Source organism: Nitratireductor basaltis, from assembly GCF_000733725.1.
In the GTDB taxonomy this organism is placed as follows: domain Bacteria; phylum Pseudomonadota; class Alphaproteobacteria; order Rhizobiales; family Rhizobiaceae; genus Chelativorans; species Chelativorans basaltis.
Map to the genome: position 1 here is coordinate 48,540 of NZ_JMQM01000001.1, position 16,934 is coordinate 65,473.

Annotated in this window: 16 protein-coding genes; 9 read left to right on the forward strand and 7 right to left on the reverse strand. The window is 60.7% G+C overall.

Going from position 1 to position 16,934, the window contains the following annotated elements; all coding sequences use genetic code 11:
- The first annotated feature begins 30 nt into the window (after positions 1–30).
- The 8 genes from EL18_RS00230 to EL18_RS00265 all read left to right on the forward strand — a co-directional run bounded on the left by EL18_RS00230 (position 31) and on the right by EL18_RS00265 (position 8,415).
- A complete protein-coding gene (locus EL18_RS00230; RefSeq protein ID WP_036478545.1) occupies positions 31–696 on the forward strand; it encodes an amino acid ABC transporter permease in 666 nt (221 codons plus the stop codon).
- Between the two features lie 13 nt (positions 697–709).
- Positions 710–1,363 carry an amino acid ABC transporter permease gene (locus EL18_RS00235; protein ID WP_036478547.1) on the forward strand — a complete coding sequence of 218 codons (654 nt, stop codon included), beginning with the start codon at positions 710–712 and terminating at the stop codon, positions 1,361–1,363.
- Complete coding sequence (locus EL18_RS00240) at positions 1,356–2,078, forward strand: amino acid ABC transporter ATP-binding protein (RefSeq protein ID WP_036478549.1); 723 nt, start codon at positions 1,356–1,358, stop codon at positions 2,076–2,078. The genes EL18_RS00235 and EL18_RS00240 overlap by 8 nt, the downstream gene beginning before the upstream one ends.
- A complete protein-coding gene (locus EL18_RS00245) occupies positions 2,079–3,311 on the forward strand; it encodes an NAD(P)/FAD-dependent oxidoreductase (RefSeq protein WP_036478556.1) in 1,233 nt (410 codons plus the stop codon).
- Entirely contained in the window at positions 3,312–4,313 is a 1,002-nt protein-coding gene (locus tag EL18_RS00250; RefSeq protein WP_036478562.1) for a 4-hydroxyproline epimerase, read from the forward strand. It begins immediately after the preceding gene.
- Complete coding sequence (gene lhpI, locus EL18_RS00255; protein WP_036478564.1) at positions 4,310–6,001, forward strand: cis-3-hydroxy-L-proline dehydratase; 1,692 nt, start codon at positions 4,310–4,312, stop codon at positions 5,999–6,001. The genes EL18_RS00250 and lhpI overlap by 4 nt, the downstream gene beginning before the upstream one ends.
- A 28-nt stretch (positions 6,002–6,029) precedes the next feature.
- Entirely contained in the window at positions 6,030–7,058 is a 1,029-nt protein-coding gene (locus EL18_RS00260) for a trans-3-hydroxy-L-proline dehydratase (RefSeq protein ID WP_036478565.1), read from the forward strand.
- Positions 7,059–7,170: 112 nt separating this feature from the next.
- Complete coding sequence (locus EL18_RS00265; RefSeq protein ID WP_036478567.1) at positions 7,171–8,415, forward strand: Zn-dependent hydrolase; 1,245 nt, start codon at positions 7,171–7,173, stop codon at positions 8,413–8,415.
- A gap of 13 nt (positions 8,416–8,428) precedes the next feature.
- Here EL18_RS00265 and EL18_RS18005 read toward each other — a convergent pair whose 3' ends face one another.
- The 4 genes from EL18_RS18005 to EL18_RS00280 form a co-directional block, all read right to left on the reverse strand.
- Positions 8,429–8,602: a hypothetical protein gene (locus EL18_RS18005; RefSeq protein ID WP_200875479.1), complete on the reverse strand. Its 174-nt coding sequence runs from the start codon at positions 8,600–8,602 to the stop codon at positions 8,429–8,431.
- A gap of 15 nt (positions 8,603–8,617) precedes the next feature.
- Complete coding sequence (locus tag EL18_RS00270; RefSeq protein ID WP_036478572.1) at positions 8,618–10,036, reverse strand: TRAP transporter large permease; 1,419 nt, start codon at positions 10,034–10,036, stop codon at positions 8,618–8,620.
- Positions 10,033–10,653 carry a TRAP transporter small permease subunit gene (locus EL18_RS00275; protein WP_036478575.1) on the reverse strand — a complete coding sequence of 207 codons (621 nt, stop codon included), beginning with the start codon at positions 10,651–10,653 and terminating at the stop codon, positions 10,033–10,035. The genes EL18_RS00270 and EL18_RS00275 overlap by 4 nt, the downstream gene beginning before the upstream one ends.
- 131 nt (positions 10,654–10,784) lie before the next feature.
- Positions 10,785–11,912 (reverse strand): TRAP transporter substrate-binding protein, encoded by a 1,128-nt coding sequence (locus tag EL18_RS00280; RefSeq protein ID WP_036478577.1) that lies wholly within the window; start codon positions 11,910–11,912, stop codon positions 10,785–10,787.
- Positions 11,913–12,128: 216 nt separating this feature from the next.
- On the opposite strand from EL18_RS00280, the gene EL18_RS00285 reads away from it, so the two are divergent.
- Positions 12,129–12,770: a LysE family translocator gene (locus EL18_RS00285; RefSeq protein ID WP_036483501.1), complete on the forward strand. Its 642-nt coding sequence runs from the start codon at positions 12,129–12,131 to the stop codon at positions 12,768–12,770.
- A gap of 35 nt (positions 12,771–12,805) precedes the next feature.
- On the opposite strand, the gene rlmN is transcribed toward EL18_RS00285, so the two are convergent.
- The 3 genes from rlmN to bglA form a co-directional block, all read right to left on the reverse strand.
- On the reverse strand, positions 12,806–14,029 hold the full coding sequence (rlmN, locus tag EL18_RS00290) for a dual-specificity RNA methyltransferase RlmN (RefSeq protein ID WP_036478579.1): 1,224 nt from the start codon (positions 14,027–14,029) through the stop codon (positions 12,806–12,808).
- Between the two features lie 133 nt (positions 14,030–14,162).
- Positions 14,163–15,251 carry an ABC transporter ATP-binding protein gene (locus EL18_RS00295; protein WP_036478582.1) on the reverse strand — a complete coding sequence of 363 codons (1,089 nt, stop codon included), beginning with the start codon at positions 15,249–15,251 and terminating at the stop codon, positions 14,163–14,165.
- A complete protein-coding gene (gene bglA / locus EL18_RS00300; protein ID WP_036478585.1) occupies positions 15,252–16,934 on the reverse strand; it encodes a beta-galactosidase BglA in 1,683 nt (560 codons plus the stop codon). It lies immediately after the preceding gene.

Consider the following 16,934-nt stretch of genomic DNA (forward strand, 5'->3'; position numbering starts at 1 on the left):
TTCCATTCTGGGTAGAACGCGGAGCGCAGTATGTTTGACTACACGTTTCAATGGCGGCAGGCCTATCGCGCCTTACCGCAGATGCTGGACGGCGCGCTTGTAACCTTGCAGATCGCCGTCCTGTCGATGGTCATCGGCGTGACCATTGCCGTTATCCTGGCCGTTGCCCGCAATTCGCATTCGCGCTGGCTCTACTGGCCCGCCACCGCCTGGGTCGAAGTCGCACGCAACACGCCGGCCCTGTTCCAGATTTATATGGCGCATTTCGGTCTGGGGTCCTTCGGGATCTATCTCAGCCCCTATGTGGCGCTTCTCGCAGGCATCACCTTCAACAATGCCGGTTATCTGTGCGAGACGTTCCGCGGCGCACTTAGAGCAATTCCCGATACGCAGGTGCGTGCAGGGCGTTCGCTGGGCATGGGGCAGGCCAAGGCTTTCCGCCTGATCGTGCTGCCGCAAATGCTGCGCATCGCGTTTTTGCCCACCACGAACCAGATGGTCTGGGCCATTCTCATGACGTCACTGGGCGTGACGGTCGGCATGAGCACAGATCTGACCGGCGTGACGCAGGATCTCAATTCGCGGACCTTCCGCACGTTCGAGCTCTTCGCGCTTGCTGCGGTTCTTTATTATGCCATCGCGAAAGCGGTGATGCTTGGCGCGCGTCTCCTCGCCTGGCGCCTGTTCAGGTACTGAGGAGGAGCAAACCATGTTTGAAACCGCATTGACCCTCAACGATCTGGTCTTCCTTGCAAAAGGGGCGGGCGTAACGCTGGCGATCACTTTTTTCGCCGTGATCGGCGGAACGGTCCTCGGACTGACCTTCGGCGTTGTCCGCAGCCACATCAGCCCGTGGATGGCACTGCCGCTGACCTTCGTCCTGGACATCTTCCGTTCGGTCCCGCTGCTCATCCAGCTCATCCTGGCGAATGCCTTCCAGGCGATTGCCGGTCTCCAGCTTTCGCCATTCGTCACCTCATGCGTGGTGCTGGCGCTCTACACCTCGGCCTACTGCACCGAGATCGTGCGTGGCGCGATCGATGCCGTGCCGACGGTCACACGCCGTGCAGCGCGTTCGCTGGGGCTGACCTGGGGGCAGGACATGACGCAGGTCGTGTTCCCCATGGCCCTGCGCGTGGCACTGCCAAGCTGGATCGGTCTGACCTTGAGTGTTCTGAAAGACAGCGCGCTGGTGCTGTGGCTCGGCATCATCGAGCTGCTGCGCTCAAGCCAGATCCTCGTAACGCGACTGCAGGAACCGATGACCATCCTGCTCATCACCGGCGCGATCTATTTCGCGCTCAGCTTCCCGATTGCCCGACTTGGCGGTCGCCTGGAGAAAAGGTGGCAAGAGAATGATTGAGATTGAAAATGTTCACAAATCCTTCGGCTCGCTGAAGGTCCTCAAAGGCATCAACCTGACCGTCGACAAGGGTGAGGTGGTGTCGGTGATCGGTGGTTCGGGCTCCGGCAAGTCGACGCTTCTGACCTGCATCAACGGGCTTGAGAAGATCGACAGCGGCCGCATTCTCGTGGACGGTACCGAGGTTCACGCCAAGTCGACGGACCTCAACCGTTTGCGCCGCAAGATCGGCATCGTCTTCCAGCAGTTCAATGCCTTTCCGCATCTGACCGTCATGGAGAATGTCACGCTTGCACCACGCAAGGTGAAGGGGCTCGGCAAGGCCGAAGCCGAAGAGATTGCGGTGAAGCAACTGGAGCATGTGGGTCTTGGTGACAAGTTGAAGGTCTATCCGGGCCGTCTGTCCGGTGGTCAGCAGCAGCGCATGGCGATTGCCCGCGCGCTTGCCATGTCTCCCGACTACATGCTCTTCGACGAGGTGACATCCGCGCTTGATCCGCAGCTTGTCGGTGAAGTTCTCGACACGCTGAAAATGCTTGCCGAAGACGGCATGACCATGATCTGCGTGACCCATGAGATGAGCTTCGCCCGTGATGTCTCCAACCGTGTCGCTTTCTTCCACAAGGGTGTGATGGAAGAGATCGGACCGCCGGAGCAGATATTCGGCGAGGCCAAAAGTGAAGAGACACGCAAGTTCCTGTCGAGTGTGCGATAGATGAGCAGTGACGAGGTGGTGGTCGTCGGGGCAGGGGTGATCGGGCTTTCCATCGCTCTTGCCGCGCAGGCCCGGGGCATGAAGGTTCGTGTCATCGAGCGTGAGGCGCCGGCAGCCGGTGCCTCTGCCGGCAATGCCGGTGCGTTCGCCTTTCCCGACATTCTGCCGCTTGCCTCGCCGCGCATCATCCGTCAGGCGCCGAAATGGCTGCTTGATCCGCTGGGACCCCTCAGCGTACCGCCGCGCTACGCTCACCGCATCGCGCCGTGGATGCTGCGGTTCTGGCGGGCAAGCTGGCCGGATCGCCTGCGTGCGTCCACTGTGGCGCAGGCCGCCATGATGCAGCATGCGCAGGAAACGCTCGAACCCTTCCTTAAGCGCAATAGCCTCATCGACATGCTCCGTCGTGAAGGTCAGCTTCAGGTCTATGAGGGCGAACGGGAATTCAAAGCCTCGCTTGAAGGCTGGAAGGCGCGGGAGGAAGCGGGCATCCCCTTCAAGCATCTGAAGGGCGATGAAATCGCGGAATATCAGCCGGGTCTCGCACCGCGCTTCACCCATGCCACCTTCACACCAGGCTGGGCGACGATCGACGATCCGAAGGACTATGTCCTGGCACTGGCCGAACGCTTCAGGGCGGATGGCGGCGAGATCGAGATCGCAACGGCAGAAGCACTGGTTCCCGGAGGGGTGAAGACCTCTGCGGGGCTCCGCAAGGGGCGGGTGGTGCTCGCGGCAGGCGCGTTTTCCCATCACCTTGCCCGTACGGCGGGCGCGAAAATCCCGCTGGAGACGGAGCGCGGCTACAATACCACGCTGCCGGACGACGCGTTCGATCTGCGCATGCACATTACATTTGGCGGCCATGGCTTTGTCATATCGCGCCTGCGCTCCGGCCTTCGTGTCGGAGGTGCCGTGGAACTGGGCGGGCTGGATCTGCCGCCGAACTATGCCCGGGCAGACGCAATGCTGAACAAGGCCAAGGCCTTCCTGCCGGGGCTGAAAACGACCGGTGGCAAGCAATGGATGGGCTTCCGCCCGTCACTGCCTGACAGTCTGCCGGCCATTGGTCCCCTGCCGGGCCATCCCGAAATCCTATGCGCCTTTGGACATGGTCATCTGGGCCTGACACAATCGACCGCAACGGCTGAGATCGTCGCTGACCTTCTGGATGGGGGGAAGCCGAAGATCGATTTGCAAGCCTTTTCGCCCGCTCGTTTTTCGAGGTTTTGAATGAGCACCTACACATTCCCCTGCATTGATGGTCACACCTGCGGCAATCCGGTGCGTCTGGTCACCGGCGGAGCGCCGCTGCTCAAAGGCGCGAACATGCTGGAAAAGCGCGCGCATTTCCTGGCCGATTATGACTGGATCCGCACCGGCCTGATGTTCGAGCCGCGCGGGCACGACCAGATGTCAGGCGCCATTCTCTATCCGCCGACGCGGGAGGATTGCGATATCGCGGTGCTGTTCATCGAGACTTCCGGCTGCCTGCCCATGTGCGGGCATGGCACGATTGGCACGGTGACAATCGCGCTTGAAAAGGGCCTCGTGCGTCCGCAGGTGCCAGGCCAGTTGCGGCTTGAAACGCCTGCAGGCCGCGTCGATGTCAGCTACCGCCAGGAAGGCCGGTTCGTCGAAGAGGTTCGGCTGACCAATGTGCCGGGCTTCCTGCATTCGGAAGGCCTGACGGCTGAGTTGGAAGGTGTTGGCGAGATCGTGGTCGACGTCGCCTATGGTGGCAATTTCTATGCCATCGTCGAGCCGCAGAAGAACTTCCGTGACATGGAAGACTTCACCGCGTCGGAACTGATCGGTCTCAGCCCGAAACTGCGCCGCGCGCTCAACGAGAAATATGAGTTCGTTCATCCCGAACATCCCGCTATCAATGGCTTGAGCCACATCCTCTGGACGGGCAAACCACGCGATCCTGAAGCTCATGCACGCAATGCTGTGTTCTATGGCGACAAGGCGATTGACCGGTCGCCCTGTGGCACCGGCACCTCCGCGCGCATGGCGCAGCTTGCGGCCAAGGGCAAGCTGAAGGAAGGCGATGATTTCGTGCATGAGAGCATCATCGGGTCCCTCTTCAAGGGACGCGTTGAGAAGATGACGGAAGTGGCCGGCAGGTCTGCGATCATCCCGTCAATTGCCGGTTGGGCGCGGGTGACGGGCATCAACACGATCTTCATCGATGAGCGTGATCCTTTCGCACACGGCTTTGTCGTCACATGACCGAGTATGAAGGCGGCAAGCTTATTGCTCCTGCCGAAGTGCAGGCCGCGATTCTCGCCCTCTCTGAGGGCCTGAGCTTCTGGGGTGGGGTTGATCCTAACAGCGGACATATACGCGACGCCTATCACCCCGCATGCGGCGAGAGCCTGGCGGGGCGGATCGTGATGATGCCGACCAGTCGCGGCTCATGCACCGGCAGCGGCGTACTTCTGGAACTTGCGCTCAACGGCCATGCGCCTGCCGCTCTCGTCTTCCGCGAGAGTGAGGATATCCTGACCTTGGGCGCGCTGATTGCAGGACGCATGTTCGACCGGCATCTCGCGGTGCTGCGCCTGCCTGCCGAAAGCTATGACGCGCTGGCCGCCTGTAGCGAGGCTGCGATCCATGAAGATCGCGTCGAGGCAGAGGGTCTGAGCATTCCGCTGGAGCGTGTCGATGCCTCCGCGCTCGAACTCACCGCGGCAGATCGTGCCATGCTGGACGGGCAGGAGGGCGAGGCCGTCCAGCTTGCCATGGAGATGATCTGCACGATGGCCGCTTCACAGGGCGCGAAAGCGCTGGTGGATGTGACGCGCGGTCATATCGACGGCTGCATCTATGCCAGCCACGCCAATCTGCGCTTTGCCGAAGCCATGCTGGACCTGGGTGCAGGTGTGCGCATCCCGACCACGATGAACGCGATCTCCGTCGATTTCGGCAACTGGCAGGCGCAGGGTGTCGATCCCGAATTCGGCCAGCCCGCATCGCGCCTGGCTCAGGCCTATGTCGATATGGGCGCACGCGCCAGCTTCACCTGTGCACCCTATCTTCTGGACGATGCGCCAACCATGGGCGAGGCCATTGCCTGGGCTGAATCCAATGCGGTTATCTATGCCAACAGCGTGCTTGGCGCGCGCACGGTCAAGCATCCCGATTTTATGGATCTATTCATCGCCATGACAGGCCGGGCGCCCATGTCTGGCGTCTATGCCGATGACGCAAGGCGGGCCAGACTGATCATCAATGTCGAGCTGCCCTCGAGGCATGACGATGCCTTCTGGCCGATGATGGGCTGGGTGGCTGGACGTCTTGCGCCCGACTGCATCCCGCTCATCCGTGGTCTTGAGGCGGCAGCACCCGATGAAGACGACCTGAAGGCGCTCTGCGCGGCCTTCGGCACGACATCGGCCGGGCCCATGCTTCATGTAGCGGGCGTGACCCCGGAAGCCGACAATGCAGCACTGCCAGATGCCCGGGAAGTCTCCGTTGGACCGGCGGACTTGCTGGAAGCCTGGACCGCCTTCAATCAGGGCGGCGAACAGGTGGAGCTTGTCGCCTTCGGCAGTCCTCACTTCTCAATCGCGGAATGCGGCAAGCTGGCGGAGCTTCTTGAGGGCCGCCAGTGCAAGACCGGTACGACTGCCATTGTGACACTTGGCCGTGATGCGCTTGCCACCGTGCAAGCCGACGGGACGCTCGCGCGCCTGAGACAGGCGGGCGTCAAGGTGGTGGCCGATATCTGCTGGTGCTCGATATCCGAGCCGGTCTTCCCGCCCGAGGCGCGCAATCTCATGACCAATTCGGGCAAATACGCCCATTACGCGCCGGGCCTTTCGGGCCGAACCGTGCGTTTCGGCAGCCTTGCGGAATGTGCCGAGGCGGCGGTCACCGGTTCTGCGCCCAAGGCCCCCCCAGTCTGGCTCGCCTGACTTCCCATTTCCTTCAGGAGAAAGCGCAATGCGCAGTTCGAAGACGGTTCACGTTATATCCGCTCATGCCGAGGGCGAAGTCGGTGATGTAATTGTCGGCGGCGTAACCCCACCGCCCGGCGAAACCCTCTGGGAACAAAGCCGCTTCATTGCCCGCGACGAAACCTTGCGCAATTTCGTGTTGAACGAGCCGCGTGGCGGTGTCTTTCGCCACGTGAACCTGCTGGTGCCGCCAAAGGACCCACGCGCGGATGCGGCCTTCATCATCATGGAGCCGGAAGACACTCCGCCCATGTCCGGCTCGAACTCTATCTGCGTTTCCACCGTGCTTCTGGATGGCGGTATCCTGCCAATGAGCGAGCCGGTGACGGAGCTGACACTGGAGGCACCGGGCGGGCTGGTGAAGGTGCGCGCGGAGTGCCGCAACGGCAAGGCGGAACGCATATTTGTGCAGAACCTGCCGAGTTTTGCAGCGCGTCTCGACGCCGATCTCGAGGTGGAGGGCATCGGCACGCTGAAGGTCGACACAGCCTATGGCGGTGACAGCTTCGTGTTCGTCGATGCTCAAGCGCTGGGCTTTACCCATTCGCCCGACGAAGCGCATGACATGGCAAGGCTTGGCGTGAAGATTACCGCCGCTGCCAATGAGGCGCTGGGCTTCGATCATCCGGACAATCCGGACTGGAAACATATCTCTTTCTGCCTCTTTGCCGGGCCGGTCATGCGCGAGGGCAATGAACTGCGCGCCAATGCAGCTGTCGCGATCCGACCGGGCAAGATCGATCGCTCGCCGACCGGCACCGCACTCAGCGCCCGCATGGCCGTGCTGCATGCGCGGGGGCAGATGACGAAGGATGATCGGCTGACCGCCGTCTCCCTGATCGGTTCAACATTCACGGGTCGGATCGTGAGCGAGACGGAAGTGGGCGGGAAGCTGGCCATCGTTCCCGAGCTTTCGGGACGCGGCTGGATCACCGGCATTCACCAGCACATGCTGGACCCGGACGATCCGTGGCCGGAAGGCTACCGGCTAAGCGACACCTGGGGTGCGCGCTGAGGGTCGTGCGCGCTGGCACATCTCTTTCTGTCATCTTCGTGTTTCTCAGGCCCACCGGTGAAGCTAGGCTCTGTACGTGGGGTCGAATCCGTTCCAGCTTTGAGGTGATGTCATGGGTGTGAATGCACAAGCACGCGTTGATCTTGATAGGTTCTGGGACACGATCCAGACCTCTGCCCGGATCGGCGTGGGGCGGCCGGGTGGTCTGGCACGGCTCACGCTGACGGACGAGGATCGCCAGATGCGCGATCAGTTTGTGAACTGGTGCAAGCAGGCGAAGCTGGAAGTGGAAGTTGACGAGCTTGGCTCGATATTCGCCTGCCGGCCGGGCCGTGAGCCGGATCTGCCGCCTGTCCTTGTCGGCAGTCATCTCGACACGCAGATCAATGGCGGGCGCTATGACGGCATTGCCGGTGTTCTGGCTGGTCTGGAACTCTGCCGCACCCTTGATGAGCTTGACCAACAGACAAAGCGTTCAATTGTCGTCGTGAACTGGACGAACGAGGAAGGTGCGCGTTTCTCCCCACCCATGGCGGCCTCGGGCGGCTTTGTCGGTCGCTATGAGCGCGACTGGATCTACGGACTTGCAGATGACGAGGGCAAGACCTTCGGCGATGAGCTGGAGCGGATCGGCTATCGCGGAACACGCAAGGCGACCGGCCACGCGGTGGACGCCTATTTCGAGCTCCACATCGAGCAGGGGCCGCTCCTGCATGCCGAGAACAAGCAGGTCGGCATCGTGTGTGGCGGTTACCCCAGCCACGGCATGCGGGTTGGCTTTGCCGGCCAAACCGCACATACGGGACCAACCCCGATGGATCTGCGGCACAATGCACTGGTGGCGGCGGCGCGCTGGGCAACGGCGGTTGACGACATTGGCTGGGACTTCGCCGTCCATGACGGCAAGGCCACTGCCGCGCGTCTAGTGGCTTGGCCCAACAAGGCCGGTATCCTCTCGGAAACCTCAGAGGCCGTTTGCGATGTTCGCCATCCCGACGCGATCACCGCTCGGGTAATGGCGGAGAAGATGCGCCGTGCGGCCTTCGAGGCGGGTGCGCGTGCCGGTTGCGAGGTGACCATTCACGATGAATGGCAGTGGGGCGGCGATATCTTCGACGACACACTGGTCGACAGCCTGCGAAAGCAGGCGCAACGCCTTGACTATGACTGGCGGGACATCCAGTCGCAGGCGGGCCACGATGCCTACTTCTTGGCGATGAAATATCCGACCGCCATGGTCTTCACTCCCTGCAAGAACGGCATCACGCACAACAATCACGAGCATTGCGAGCCGCACGATTTCGAACCCGGCCTGAACATACTGCTTCATGCCGTCGTCGAACGCGCGGATCGCTAGGCGGCGACGCTCGCTATCGGCGGTCTTTTCCCGTGGAAAGCTGGCTCCAGAAGTCATAGGCCACGAGCAGGAGCACGAAGCCGACGACCACGAAAAGCGCGGGGCGCGGGACCGAGAAGACGAATATCCCTAGATAACCCGCCAGTGCCGCAAAGGCGATGAGGGCGGTGATGCGGTCAAGCAGCATGGATGTTCTCCTCCCTCATCGTCCGTAAACGAGCTGCGGCAGATAGTAGATGATCGCCGGCACGTTGTAGAGGATGATCATCGCAAGGAAGACCATGCCGACATATGGCAGCGAGCCTGCGAAGATCTGCGTCAGGCGCACATGAGGCGGTGCGATGCCCTTCAGGTAGTAGGCTGACATGGCCATGGGCGGCGTCAGGAACGAGGTCTGCAGGTTGAGCGCGATCAGGATGCCGAAAAACAGCGGGTCGATGTCGAACATCGGCAGAAGCGGCAGGAAGATCGGCACGAAGATGATGATGATCTCCGACCATTCCAGCGGCCAGCCAAGCAGGAAGATGATGAGCTGGGCGAGCAGCAGGAACTGCAGCGGTGTCAGGTCGAGCCCCTGCACGAATTCGCTGACCAGATGCTCGCCGCCGAGATAGGAAAACACCGAAGCGAATACCCAGGAGCCGACAAAGAGCCAGCAGACCATCGCGGTCGTCTTCACCGTCAGATAGACGGATTCCTGCAGGCGCTTCCATGTCAGCGCACGATAGGCCATAGCGAGCAGCAGGCCGCCCAGCGCGCCGATTGCAGCGGCTTCCGACGGGGTGGCGAAGCCGAACAGGATTGCACCTAACACCGCGACGATCAGGAATGCGAGCGGGAAGAAGGATGTCAGGAGCATCCAGACGACCTGGAAGGCCGTCACGTCGTCTCCAAGCTTTTCCGGCTTTGGCGCGAGTTGCGGCTGCAGCATGGCGCGTACGACGACATAGACTAGGTACATGCCTGCCAACAGAAAGCCCGGCAGCAATGCACCTGCATAAAGGCGCACGATGGAAACGCCGGAGGTCGCGGCATAGACGATCAGCATGATCGAGGGCGGAATGAGAATGCCGAGCGTGCCGCCGGCGCATATGACGCCCGCTGCAAGCGAGGTGTCGTAACGCGCTTTCAGCATTGCAGGGAAGGCGAGCAGCCCCATGAGCGTGACGACCGCGCCCACGATACCCGTCGCCGTCGCAAAGAGCGCGCAGGTGATAAGCGCCGCCACGGCCATGGAGCCTGGCAATCTGCGGGTGGTGACACTCAGTGTCTGGAACAGGCGGTCGACGATATTCGCCCGCTCCACCACATAGCCCATGAACAGGAACAGCGGCACGGCGGTCAGGACATCGTTGGCCATGACCGAATAGGTCTGGTTGACGAAAAGATCGAAGACCCGGTTGTTGAAGAAGCCGCCGATATAGTTCTGGATCAGCGTAAAAGTGTCGGCGTCCTGCTGGAGCGCACGCGTGTAGGGCATCCACATGCGGTCGGCATCGAAATAGGCGTAGTAGCCGAAGATGATCCCCATCGCCATCAGAGTAAAGGCAATCGGGAAACCGAGAAGAATGATAAAGATGAAGATGCCGAGCATCGCCACGGCGACTTGGGGATCAGTCATCGACGCGGCTCCTTGGGCTCAACAATGTCGACAGCTTCGCTACCGTGTCGCAGCGCTTCCGCACCTTCCTTCTGAAGGATTTCCTCAAGCTCCTGCACGTCCTGTGCATGAGGCGGCCATTCGCCAGTGCGGATGGTGATGATGCAGCGGAAGACCTGCGCGATGCCCTGTATGACGAGCAGGATACCGGCCGCGATGATGATCGTCTTGAACTGGTAGATCGGCACATTGGCCGGGCTCATATTCGAGACTTCCAGATAGCGCCATGAGCGGCTGGCATATTTCCAGCCTGCGAATATCAACGCCAGGACACCGGGAAAGAAGAACAGGAAGTAGAGTACCAGCTCCACCTTGGCCTGCGTGCGTTCCGACCAGAGCCGGTAGAGAAAGTCACCGCGCACATGTCCGTCACGCGACAATGTATAGGCGCCGGCCATCATGAACAGCGTTCCATACAGGATGTAGGTGAGATCAAAGGCCCAGACCGTTGGCGCGCGGAACGCGTAGCGGACAACGACCTCGTAGCTGACGGCCAGTGTCATCAGGACCACGCACCAGGCAAAGGCCTTGCCGAACCATGCGGAGACGGTGTCGGCGAAATGAATATAGCGCTGCATCGTGAAAATCTGCTCCCGATCGGCTGTGTTCCCAATCAGCCGCTTGTGGCAAGCGGGCCGTCAGCCTTTCTGGTGACGGCCCGTTCCCGCTGGCGCTGCAGCCCCCCACTGCAGCGCTGCCCTCCCGTGTTCTAGAAGTCGATCTTGCCCGGGAAGTAGTGGTTGTAAGCCAGCTTGTAGTCCGGCGCATTCATGAGCGTGTAGTAGACCACGCGCTCGCACCAAGCCTTCTGGCTGTCCACGACCTTGGCGAAGAATTCATCCTGCATGAGGTCGGGCAGGATCTTGTCCCAGGCATCAAGCTGAACCTTGAGCACATCCTCCGGCGTGCGCTGGACATTGACACCCGACTCTTCCTGCAGCGTCTTCAGATCGGCGGAATACTGGTCCATCGCGAGTGCGGTATTGGCCAGATGCGTGGCTTCAACGGCATATTTGAGGATGGCCTGGAGGTCGGGTTCAAGGCTCTCATAACGGTCGCGGTTGAAGATGAACTCGAAGCTCTCGCTCGCCTGGTGGTAGGAGGACAACATGTAGTTCTTCGCCACATCCTGTGCGCCGAAGCGTTTGTCCGAGGTCGGGTTGTTGAACTCGAAGGCATCGATGACGCCGCGCTCCATCGCGGGCACGATCTCGCCGCCGGGAAGCTGGGCGACACTTGCGCCCATGGACTGGAAAAGATCGGCCGCCAGACCAACCGTGCGGTATTTCAGGCCCTGAAGCTGATCGGCACTTTCAATCGGTTCCTTGAACCAGCCAAAGGGCTGGGCCGGCATGCCGAAGGCGAAGAAGCCGACAACGTTGAGACCCAGAATGTCCTGGGTAAGTTCGCGATAAAGGTCATAGCCGCCGCCATGATACATCCAGGCAATCATCTGCGTAGCGTCAGCACCGAAGACAGGGCCGGTGCCGAACAGCGATGCGGCCTTGTGCTTGCCGTACCAATAGACCGGAACATCATGAGCGGCATCGAGAATGCCGTCATGGCAGGCATCCTGCACCTGGAAGGCACCCACGACCGCGCCTGCAGGCAGAAGATCGATCTTCAGGCGTCCGCCGGACATGGCGTCAACGCGTTCGACATATTGCTTGGCCATGTCCTGGAAGACATCGGACGCCGGCCAAGCCGACTGCATCTTCAAGGTGATGGGGGCCTGAGCCAATACGGCGGGTGCCGCCAATGATCCAGCTGCCGCTGCACCAGCCGCCGTGGTGGCCGTGCCGAGGAACTTACGGCGTGAATAGGATTTCTCTGTCATGCACTTCTCCTCCCGTTGCCGCTCGTCATTCTTGTTGCTTTTCGAGCATGCGGACATTTTCCGCTGAAACAATCATGCAAGAAAAGATTGCAGGAGAGGAAGTGGAAGAGTGTTTTCTAATACTAAAGTATTAGGGATAGGCGCTTTTCGGGTGGTATTCCCGCGGCTGAGATGATGCGTTACAAGCTTGGCATCAACACCCGTGGGACAAACTCCATGAACTTTATTCCCGATAGCGCGACCATCATCCAGTTCGCCATCGCCACCTTCATCTTGTCGATTACGCCAGGACCCGACATGACGCTGTTTGTCGGGCGTGCGCTTTCGCAGGGACGCGCTGCCGGATTTGCCTGCATGTTTGGCGCAATGTCCGGGATTGTCATCCACACGGCACTGGTGGCGCTGGGGCTTTCCGCCCTGATTGTCGCGTCGCCAGAGGCATTCTTCGCGCTGAAGATCTTTGGTGCGGGTTATCTGCTTTGGCTGGCCTTTCAGGCCATCCGCCACGGCTCCGCCTTCAAGCCCGAAGCCGAAGGGAAAGCGGAACGCTCACTCTTCAAGAACTGGGCGACTGGGCTTGGCATCAACCTGCTCAACCCGAAGATCATCCTGTTTTTCATGACCTTCCTGCCGCAGTTCGTCTCGGCCAGTGATCCGCATGCTCCGGGCAAGCTCTTCTTCCTTGGCCTGATGTTCATACCGCTGGCGCTGCCGGTGACAGCACCCATGGTGCTGGCAGCCGATGGCTTTTCCAGGCTGTTACGCAAAAGCCCGCGGATCGCGCGCATCATCGACTGGCTGTTCGCCGGTGTCTTCTCGGCTTTTGCGCTGAAGATACTGACCGCACAGGCGCGATAAGGATCGGGCAAAGCGGCGGACAAGCCGCCCCGGCATTATCCTTCGCCGGCGACGGCCGCTTCTTCCAGCTTCATGCGCTCGGCCTTCTTCATCCGCTCCGAGGCGGATTTAAGCTGGCCGCAGGCGGCGAGAATATCGCGGCCGCGCGGGGTGCGGATCGGGGAGGCGTAGCCGGCGCGGTTCACATAGTCCGCGAATTTCTCGATCTGCTCCCAGTCCGAGCACTCATAATCCGTGCCGGGCCACGGGTTGAAGGGGATCAGGTTAATCTTCGCCGGAATGCCCTTGAGCATCCGCACAAGAGCGCGCGCATCTTCCATGCTGTCATTGACGCCCTTGAGCATCACATATTCGAAGGTGATGCGGCGGGCATTGGAGAGGCCGGGATAGTCGCGGCAGGCCTGCATCAGCTTTTCCAGCGGATACTTCTTGTTGATCGGCACCAGCAGATTGCGCAGATCATCGCGCACGGCATGCAGGGAGATCGCCAGCATGACGCCGATTTCTTCGCCGGTGCGATAGATTTCCGGCACCACGCCGGAGGTGGAAAGCGTGATGCGGCGCTTGGAGAGTGACAGGCCTTCACCATCGGAAGCGATCAGCAGCGCCTGCTTCACGTTCTCGAAATTGTAGAGCGGTTCGCCCATGCCCATCATGACGATATTCGTCACCTTGCGGCCTTCGGCGGGCACGATTGCGCCATCGGGCGTATCGGCGTCGGGGAAGTCGCCCAGCCGGTCGCGCGCGATCAGGAGCTGGTCGAGGATTTCGCCAGGCGTGAGATTGCGCACCAGCTTCTGGGTGCCGGTGTGGCAGAAGGTGCAGGTGAGCGTGCAGCCGACCTGCGAGGAGATGCAAAGCGTGCCGCGCCCTTCTTCGGGGATGTAGACCGTTTCGACATCCACCGGACGCCCCGCGCCCCGGGCGGGAAAACGCAAAAGCCACTTGCGGGTGCCATCCTGCGAAATCTGCTCTTCCACGATCTCCGGGCGTGCGACCGTAAAGTGCTCGTCGAGCTTCGTGCGCAGTTCCTTGGAGATGTTGAACATCTGCGAGAAATCGGAGACACCGCGCACATAAAGCCAGTGCCAAAGCTGGCGCACGCGCATGCGCGTCTGGCGCTCGGGCACACCGATTTCGGCCAGCGCCTCGGCCATTTCCTCGCGGGAAAGACCGATCAGCGATTTCTTCTCAGGGGCTGCAGTCGGGCGCAGCCGGTCACGCGCTTGAGGCGTGGTGATGTCGAGTGTCAGGGCCATGTGTCACGCTATGGGTCAGCGGGTGGCGGAACAGGTCTTCGCCACCGGTTATAAAACGGTTGGGCGGCACATAGCACGACTTGGCCAGCGCGTCACCTCATGGCAGCCATGTAGTAACGCGCAGGCGCAATGCCTAGAGATAAAGCAGCGACCGGCCCTTTTCGTTGAAGAGATGCATCTTTGCAGGATCGGCGGTCACGGTGATCGGTGCATGGCGGTCGATCTTCTGCACGCCCTGCAGCTTCAGGACCATCGGCTCCTCGCTGCCTTCGACATCGATATAGACATTGGTCACCTCACCGAGCGACTCCACGATATTCACTTCGCCATCAATTAGGCCGTTGTCACCGCTGGCAATGCTTAGATCTTCAGGGCGGATGCCAAAGCTGACGGGGGCGCCTTCCATGTCAGGTTTGGAGGGGATCGGGACGCTGACCGTCCGGTTTCCGATGCGCACGAGCGTTACCGGTCCAGACTTCTCAATTTTTGCCGGCAGGATGTTCATGGCTGGAGAACCGATGAACTGGGCCACGAACAGGTTCGCCGGTCGCTCGTAAAGCTCGATCGGCGCGCCGACCTGCTCGATATATCCAGCGGAGAGAACCACTATGCGATCCGCCAGCGTCATGGCTTCGACCTGATCGTGGGTGACATAGATCATGGTCGAGTCCGGCAGCGATTCCTTGAGCTTGGCGATCTCGATGCGGGTGGCAACGCGCAGCGCAGCATCGAGATTGGAAAGCGGTTCGTCAAACAGGAACACCTTCGGATCGCGGCAGATGGCACGGCCGATGGCGACACGCTGGCGCTGGCCGCCTGAAAGCGCCTTTGGCAGACGTCCCAGATAGGGCGTGAGCTGCAGGATCTCGGCAGCTGCCGTCACGCGCTTTTCGATCTCTGCCTTGGGCGCCTTGGCAATCTTCATGCCAAAGGCCATGTTGTCGTAGACGGTCATGTGCGGGTAGAGCGCATAGGACTGGAAGACCATGGCGATGCCGCGCTGGGAGGGCGGGATATCGTTGACGCGCTGGTCGTCGATATACATGTCGCCGGACGAGATTGCCTCAAGGCCCGCAATCATGCGCAGAAGCGTGGATTTCCCGCAGCCCGAGGGACCGACAAAGACCACGAATTCGCCCGGCGTGATCTCGAGATCGATGCCGTGGATGACTTCGGTCGAACCGTAGCTCTTTTTTATGTCTTTCAGAACGACGCCCGTCATTTAAGCTCCCCCATCCTGTGAAACCGCGATCCAGTAGCCATAGGGCTCAAGTTTCAGCCGTCCATCTTCTTCCGTGGTGCCAACCGAGAAGCCCGGCACTGGCGAGAAGTTGCCTTGTGGGCGATCATGGATGGCGGTTTCATCCTTCATGTTTATGACAACAGTCATGGTGCTGTCGTTGAATCTGCGCTCAAAGGCAAGAATGGCGTCATCCTCTCCCGTGAAGCGAAGATTGCCCTTGCGCAGCACCGCGTGTTCGCGGCGCAGTTCGATCAGTTTGCGATAGTGATCGAGCAATGTGCCTTCGCGGTCGAGTTCCGACACGGCTAGACGCAGATGTTCTGCTGGAACCGGCAGCCACGGCTTGCCGGTGCTGAACCCCGCATTCTTCTCACCTGCCTCCCAGACCATGGGCGTGCGGCAGCCGTCACGACCCTTGAACTCCGGCCAGAAGGTGATGCCGTAGGGGTCCTGCAGGTCTTCGAAGGAGAGCACGGCTTCGGTCAGGCCTAGCTCCTCGCCCTGATAGATACAGGCCGATCCGCGAATGGTCATCAAGACGGTAGCGACCATGCGCAGATAGGCGTCGCGGTCCTCAACCTTGTCTGCCCAGCGCGTCGCATGACGTTCAACATCGTGGTTCGAGAAGCTCCAGCACGACCAGCCGTCCGCAGCACAGCCGTCGAAATGGGTGAGCGTGTGGCGGATACTTCCAGGCGTCAGCGGTTCGGGTGCGAGGAAGTCGAACGAGTAGCACATATGCACCTTGTCGCCGCCGCTCGTATATTCGCCGATCAGCTCCATTCCGCGATGGCTCTCGCCCACTTCGCCGACGGCCATTGCGCCCGGATATCCGTTCAGAAGCTTGCGGAAGCGGCGCAGGAATTCGACATTCTCGGGACGGTTCTTGTCATAGACATGCCGCTGATAGCTGTAGGGATTGACCGTCGGCGCGCTGACCGCGTTGCGCTCATGAGGCGCAAGTGCCGGGTTATCCTCAAGCCCCTGGCTGTGGAAGAAGAAGTTGAGCGTGTCGAGACGGAAGCCGTCCACGCCGCGGTCCAGCCAGAAGCGGGCCGTGTCCAGAACCGCTTGTTGCACCTCCTCGTTATGGAAGTTCAGGTCTGGCTGGCTGGTGAGGAAGTTGTGCAGGTAATATTGCTGGCGCGTCGTGTCCCACGCCCATGAAGAGCCGCCGAAGACGGAGAGCCAGTTGTTGGGCGGCGTGCCATCGGGCTTCGGGTCGGCCCAGACATACCAGTCGGCCCTGGCATTGTCGCGGCTGGAGCGGCTTTCGGCAAACCAGGGGTGCTGGTCGGATGTGTGGGAATAGACCTGATCGATGATGATCTTCAGGCCAAGCCGATGGGCCTCCGCGATCATCGAATCGAACTCGGCCAGTGTTCCGAACATCGGGTCGATGTTGCGATAGTCGGAAATGTCGTAGCCGAAATCCTTTTGCGGCGACTTGAAGAAGGGTGAGATCCAGACCGCATCCACGCCCAGCGAGGCGATATAGGGCAGGCGGCGCGTGATTCCTGGCAGATCGCCAATGCCGTCGCCGTTGGAATCCTGGAAGGAGCGCGGATAGATCTGATAGATGACGGCACCGCGCCACCAGTCATGGTCAGGGTCAAGCTGATGAGCCTTGGCGCTGTCGGGAATTTTCTGGATCATGTTCAT

Excerpts from the sequence above, each read along its gene's own strand:
- EL18_RS00230 (WP_036478545.1), top strand. The coding sequence starts at position 31 with ATGTTTGACTACACGTTTCAATGGCGGCAGGCCTATCGCGCCTTACCG.
- EL18_RS00235 (WP_036478547.1), top strand. The coding sequence starts at position 710 with ATGTTTGAAACCGCATTGACCCTCAACGATCTGGTCTTCCTTGCAAAA.
- EL18_RS00240 (WP_036478549.1), top strand. The coding sequence starts at position 1,356 with ATGATTGAGATTGAAAATGTTCACAAATCCTTCGGCTCGCTGAAGGTC.
- EL18_RS00245 (WP_036478556.1), top strand. The coding sequence starts at position 2,079 with ATGAGCAGTGACGAGGTGGTGGTCGTCGGGGCAGGGGTGATCGGGCTT.
- EL18_RS00250 (WP_036478562.1), top strand. The coding sequence starts at position 3,312 with ATGAGCACCTACACATTCCCCTGCATTGATGGTCACACCTGCGGCAAT.
- lhpI (WP_036478564.1), top strand. The coding sequence starts at position 4,310 with ATGACCGAGTATGAAGGCGGCAAGCTTATTGCTCCTGCCGAAGTGCAG.
- EL18_RS00260 (WP_036478565.1), top strand. The coding sequence starts at position 6,030 with ATGCGCAGTTCGAAGACGGTTCACGTTATATCCGCTCATGCCGAGGGC.
- EL18_RS00265 (WP_036478567.1), top strand. The coding sequence starts at position 7,171 with ATGGGTGTGAATGCACAAGCACGCGTTGATCTTGATAGGTTCTGGGAC.
- EL18_RS18005 (WP_200875479.1), bottom strand. The coding sequence starts at position 8,602 with ATGCTGCTTGACCGCATCACCGCCCTCATCGCCTTTGCGGCACTGGCG.
- EL18_RS00270 (WP_036478572.1), bottom strand. The coding sequence starts at position 10,036 with ATGACTGATCCCCAAGTCGCCGTGGCGATGCTCGGCATCTTCATCTTT.
- EL18_RS00275 (WP_036478575.1), bottom strand. The coding sequence starts at position 10,653 with ATGCAGCGCTATATTCATTTCGCCGACACCGTCTCCGCATGGTTCGGC.
- EL18_RS00280 (WP_036478577.1), bottom strand. The coding sequence starts at position 11,912 with ATGACAGAGAAATCCTATTCACGCCGTAAGTTCCTCGGCACGGCCACC.
- EL18_RS00285 (WP_036483501.1), top strand. The coding sequence starts at position 12,129 with ATGAACTTTATTCCCGATAGCGCGACCATCATCCAGTTCGCCATCGCC.
- rlmN (WP_036478579.1), bottom strand. The coding sequence starts at position 14,029 with ATGGCCCTGACACTCGACATCACCACGCCTCAAGCGCGTGACCGGCTG.
- EL18_RS00295 (WP_036478582.1), bottom strand. The coding sequence starts at position 15,251 with ATGACGGGCGTCGTTCTGAAAGACATAAAAAAGAGCTACGGTTCGACC.
- bglA (WP_036478585.1), bottom strand. The coding sequence starts at position 16,934 with ATGAACATGATCCAGAAAATTCCCGACAGCGCCAAGGCTCATCAGCTT.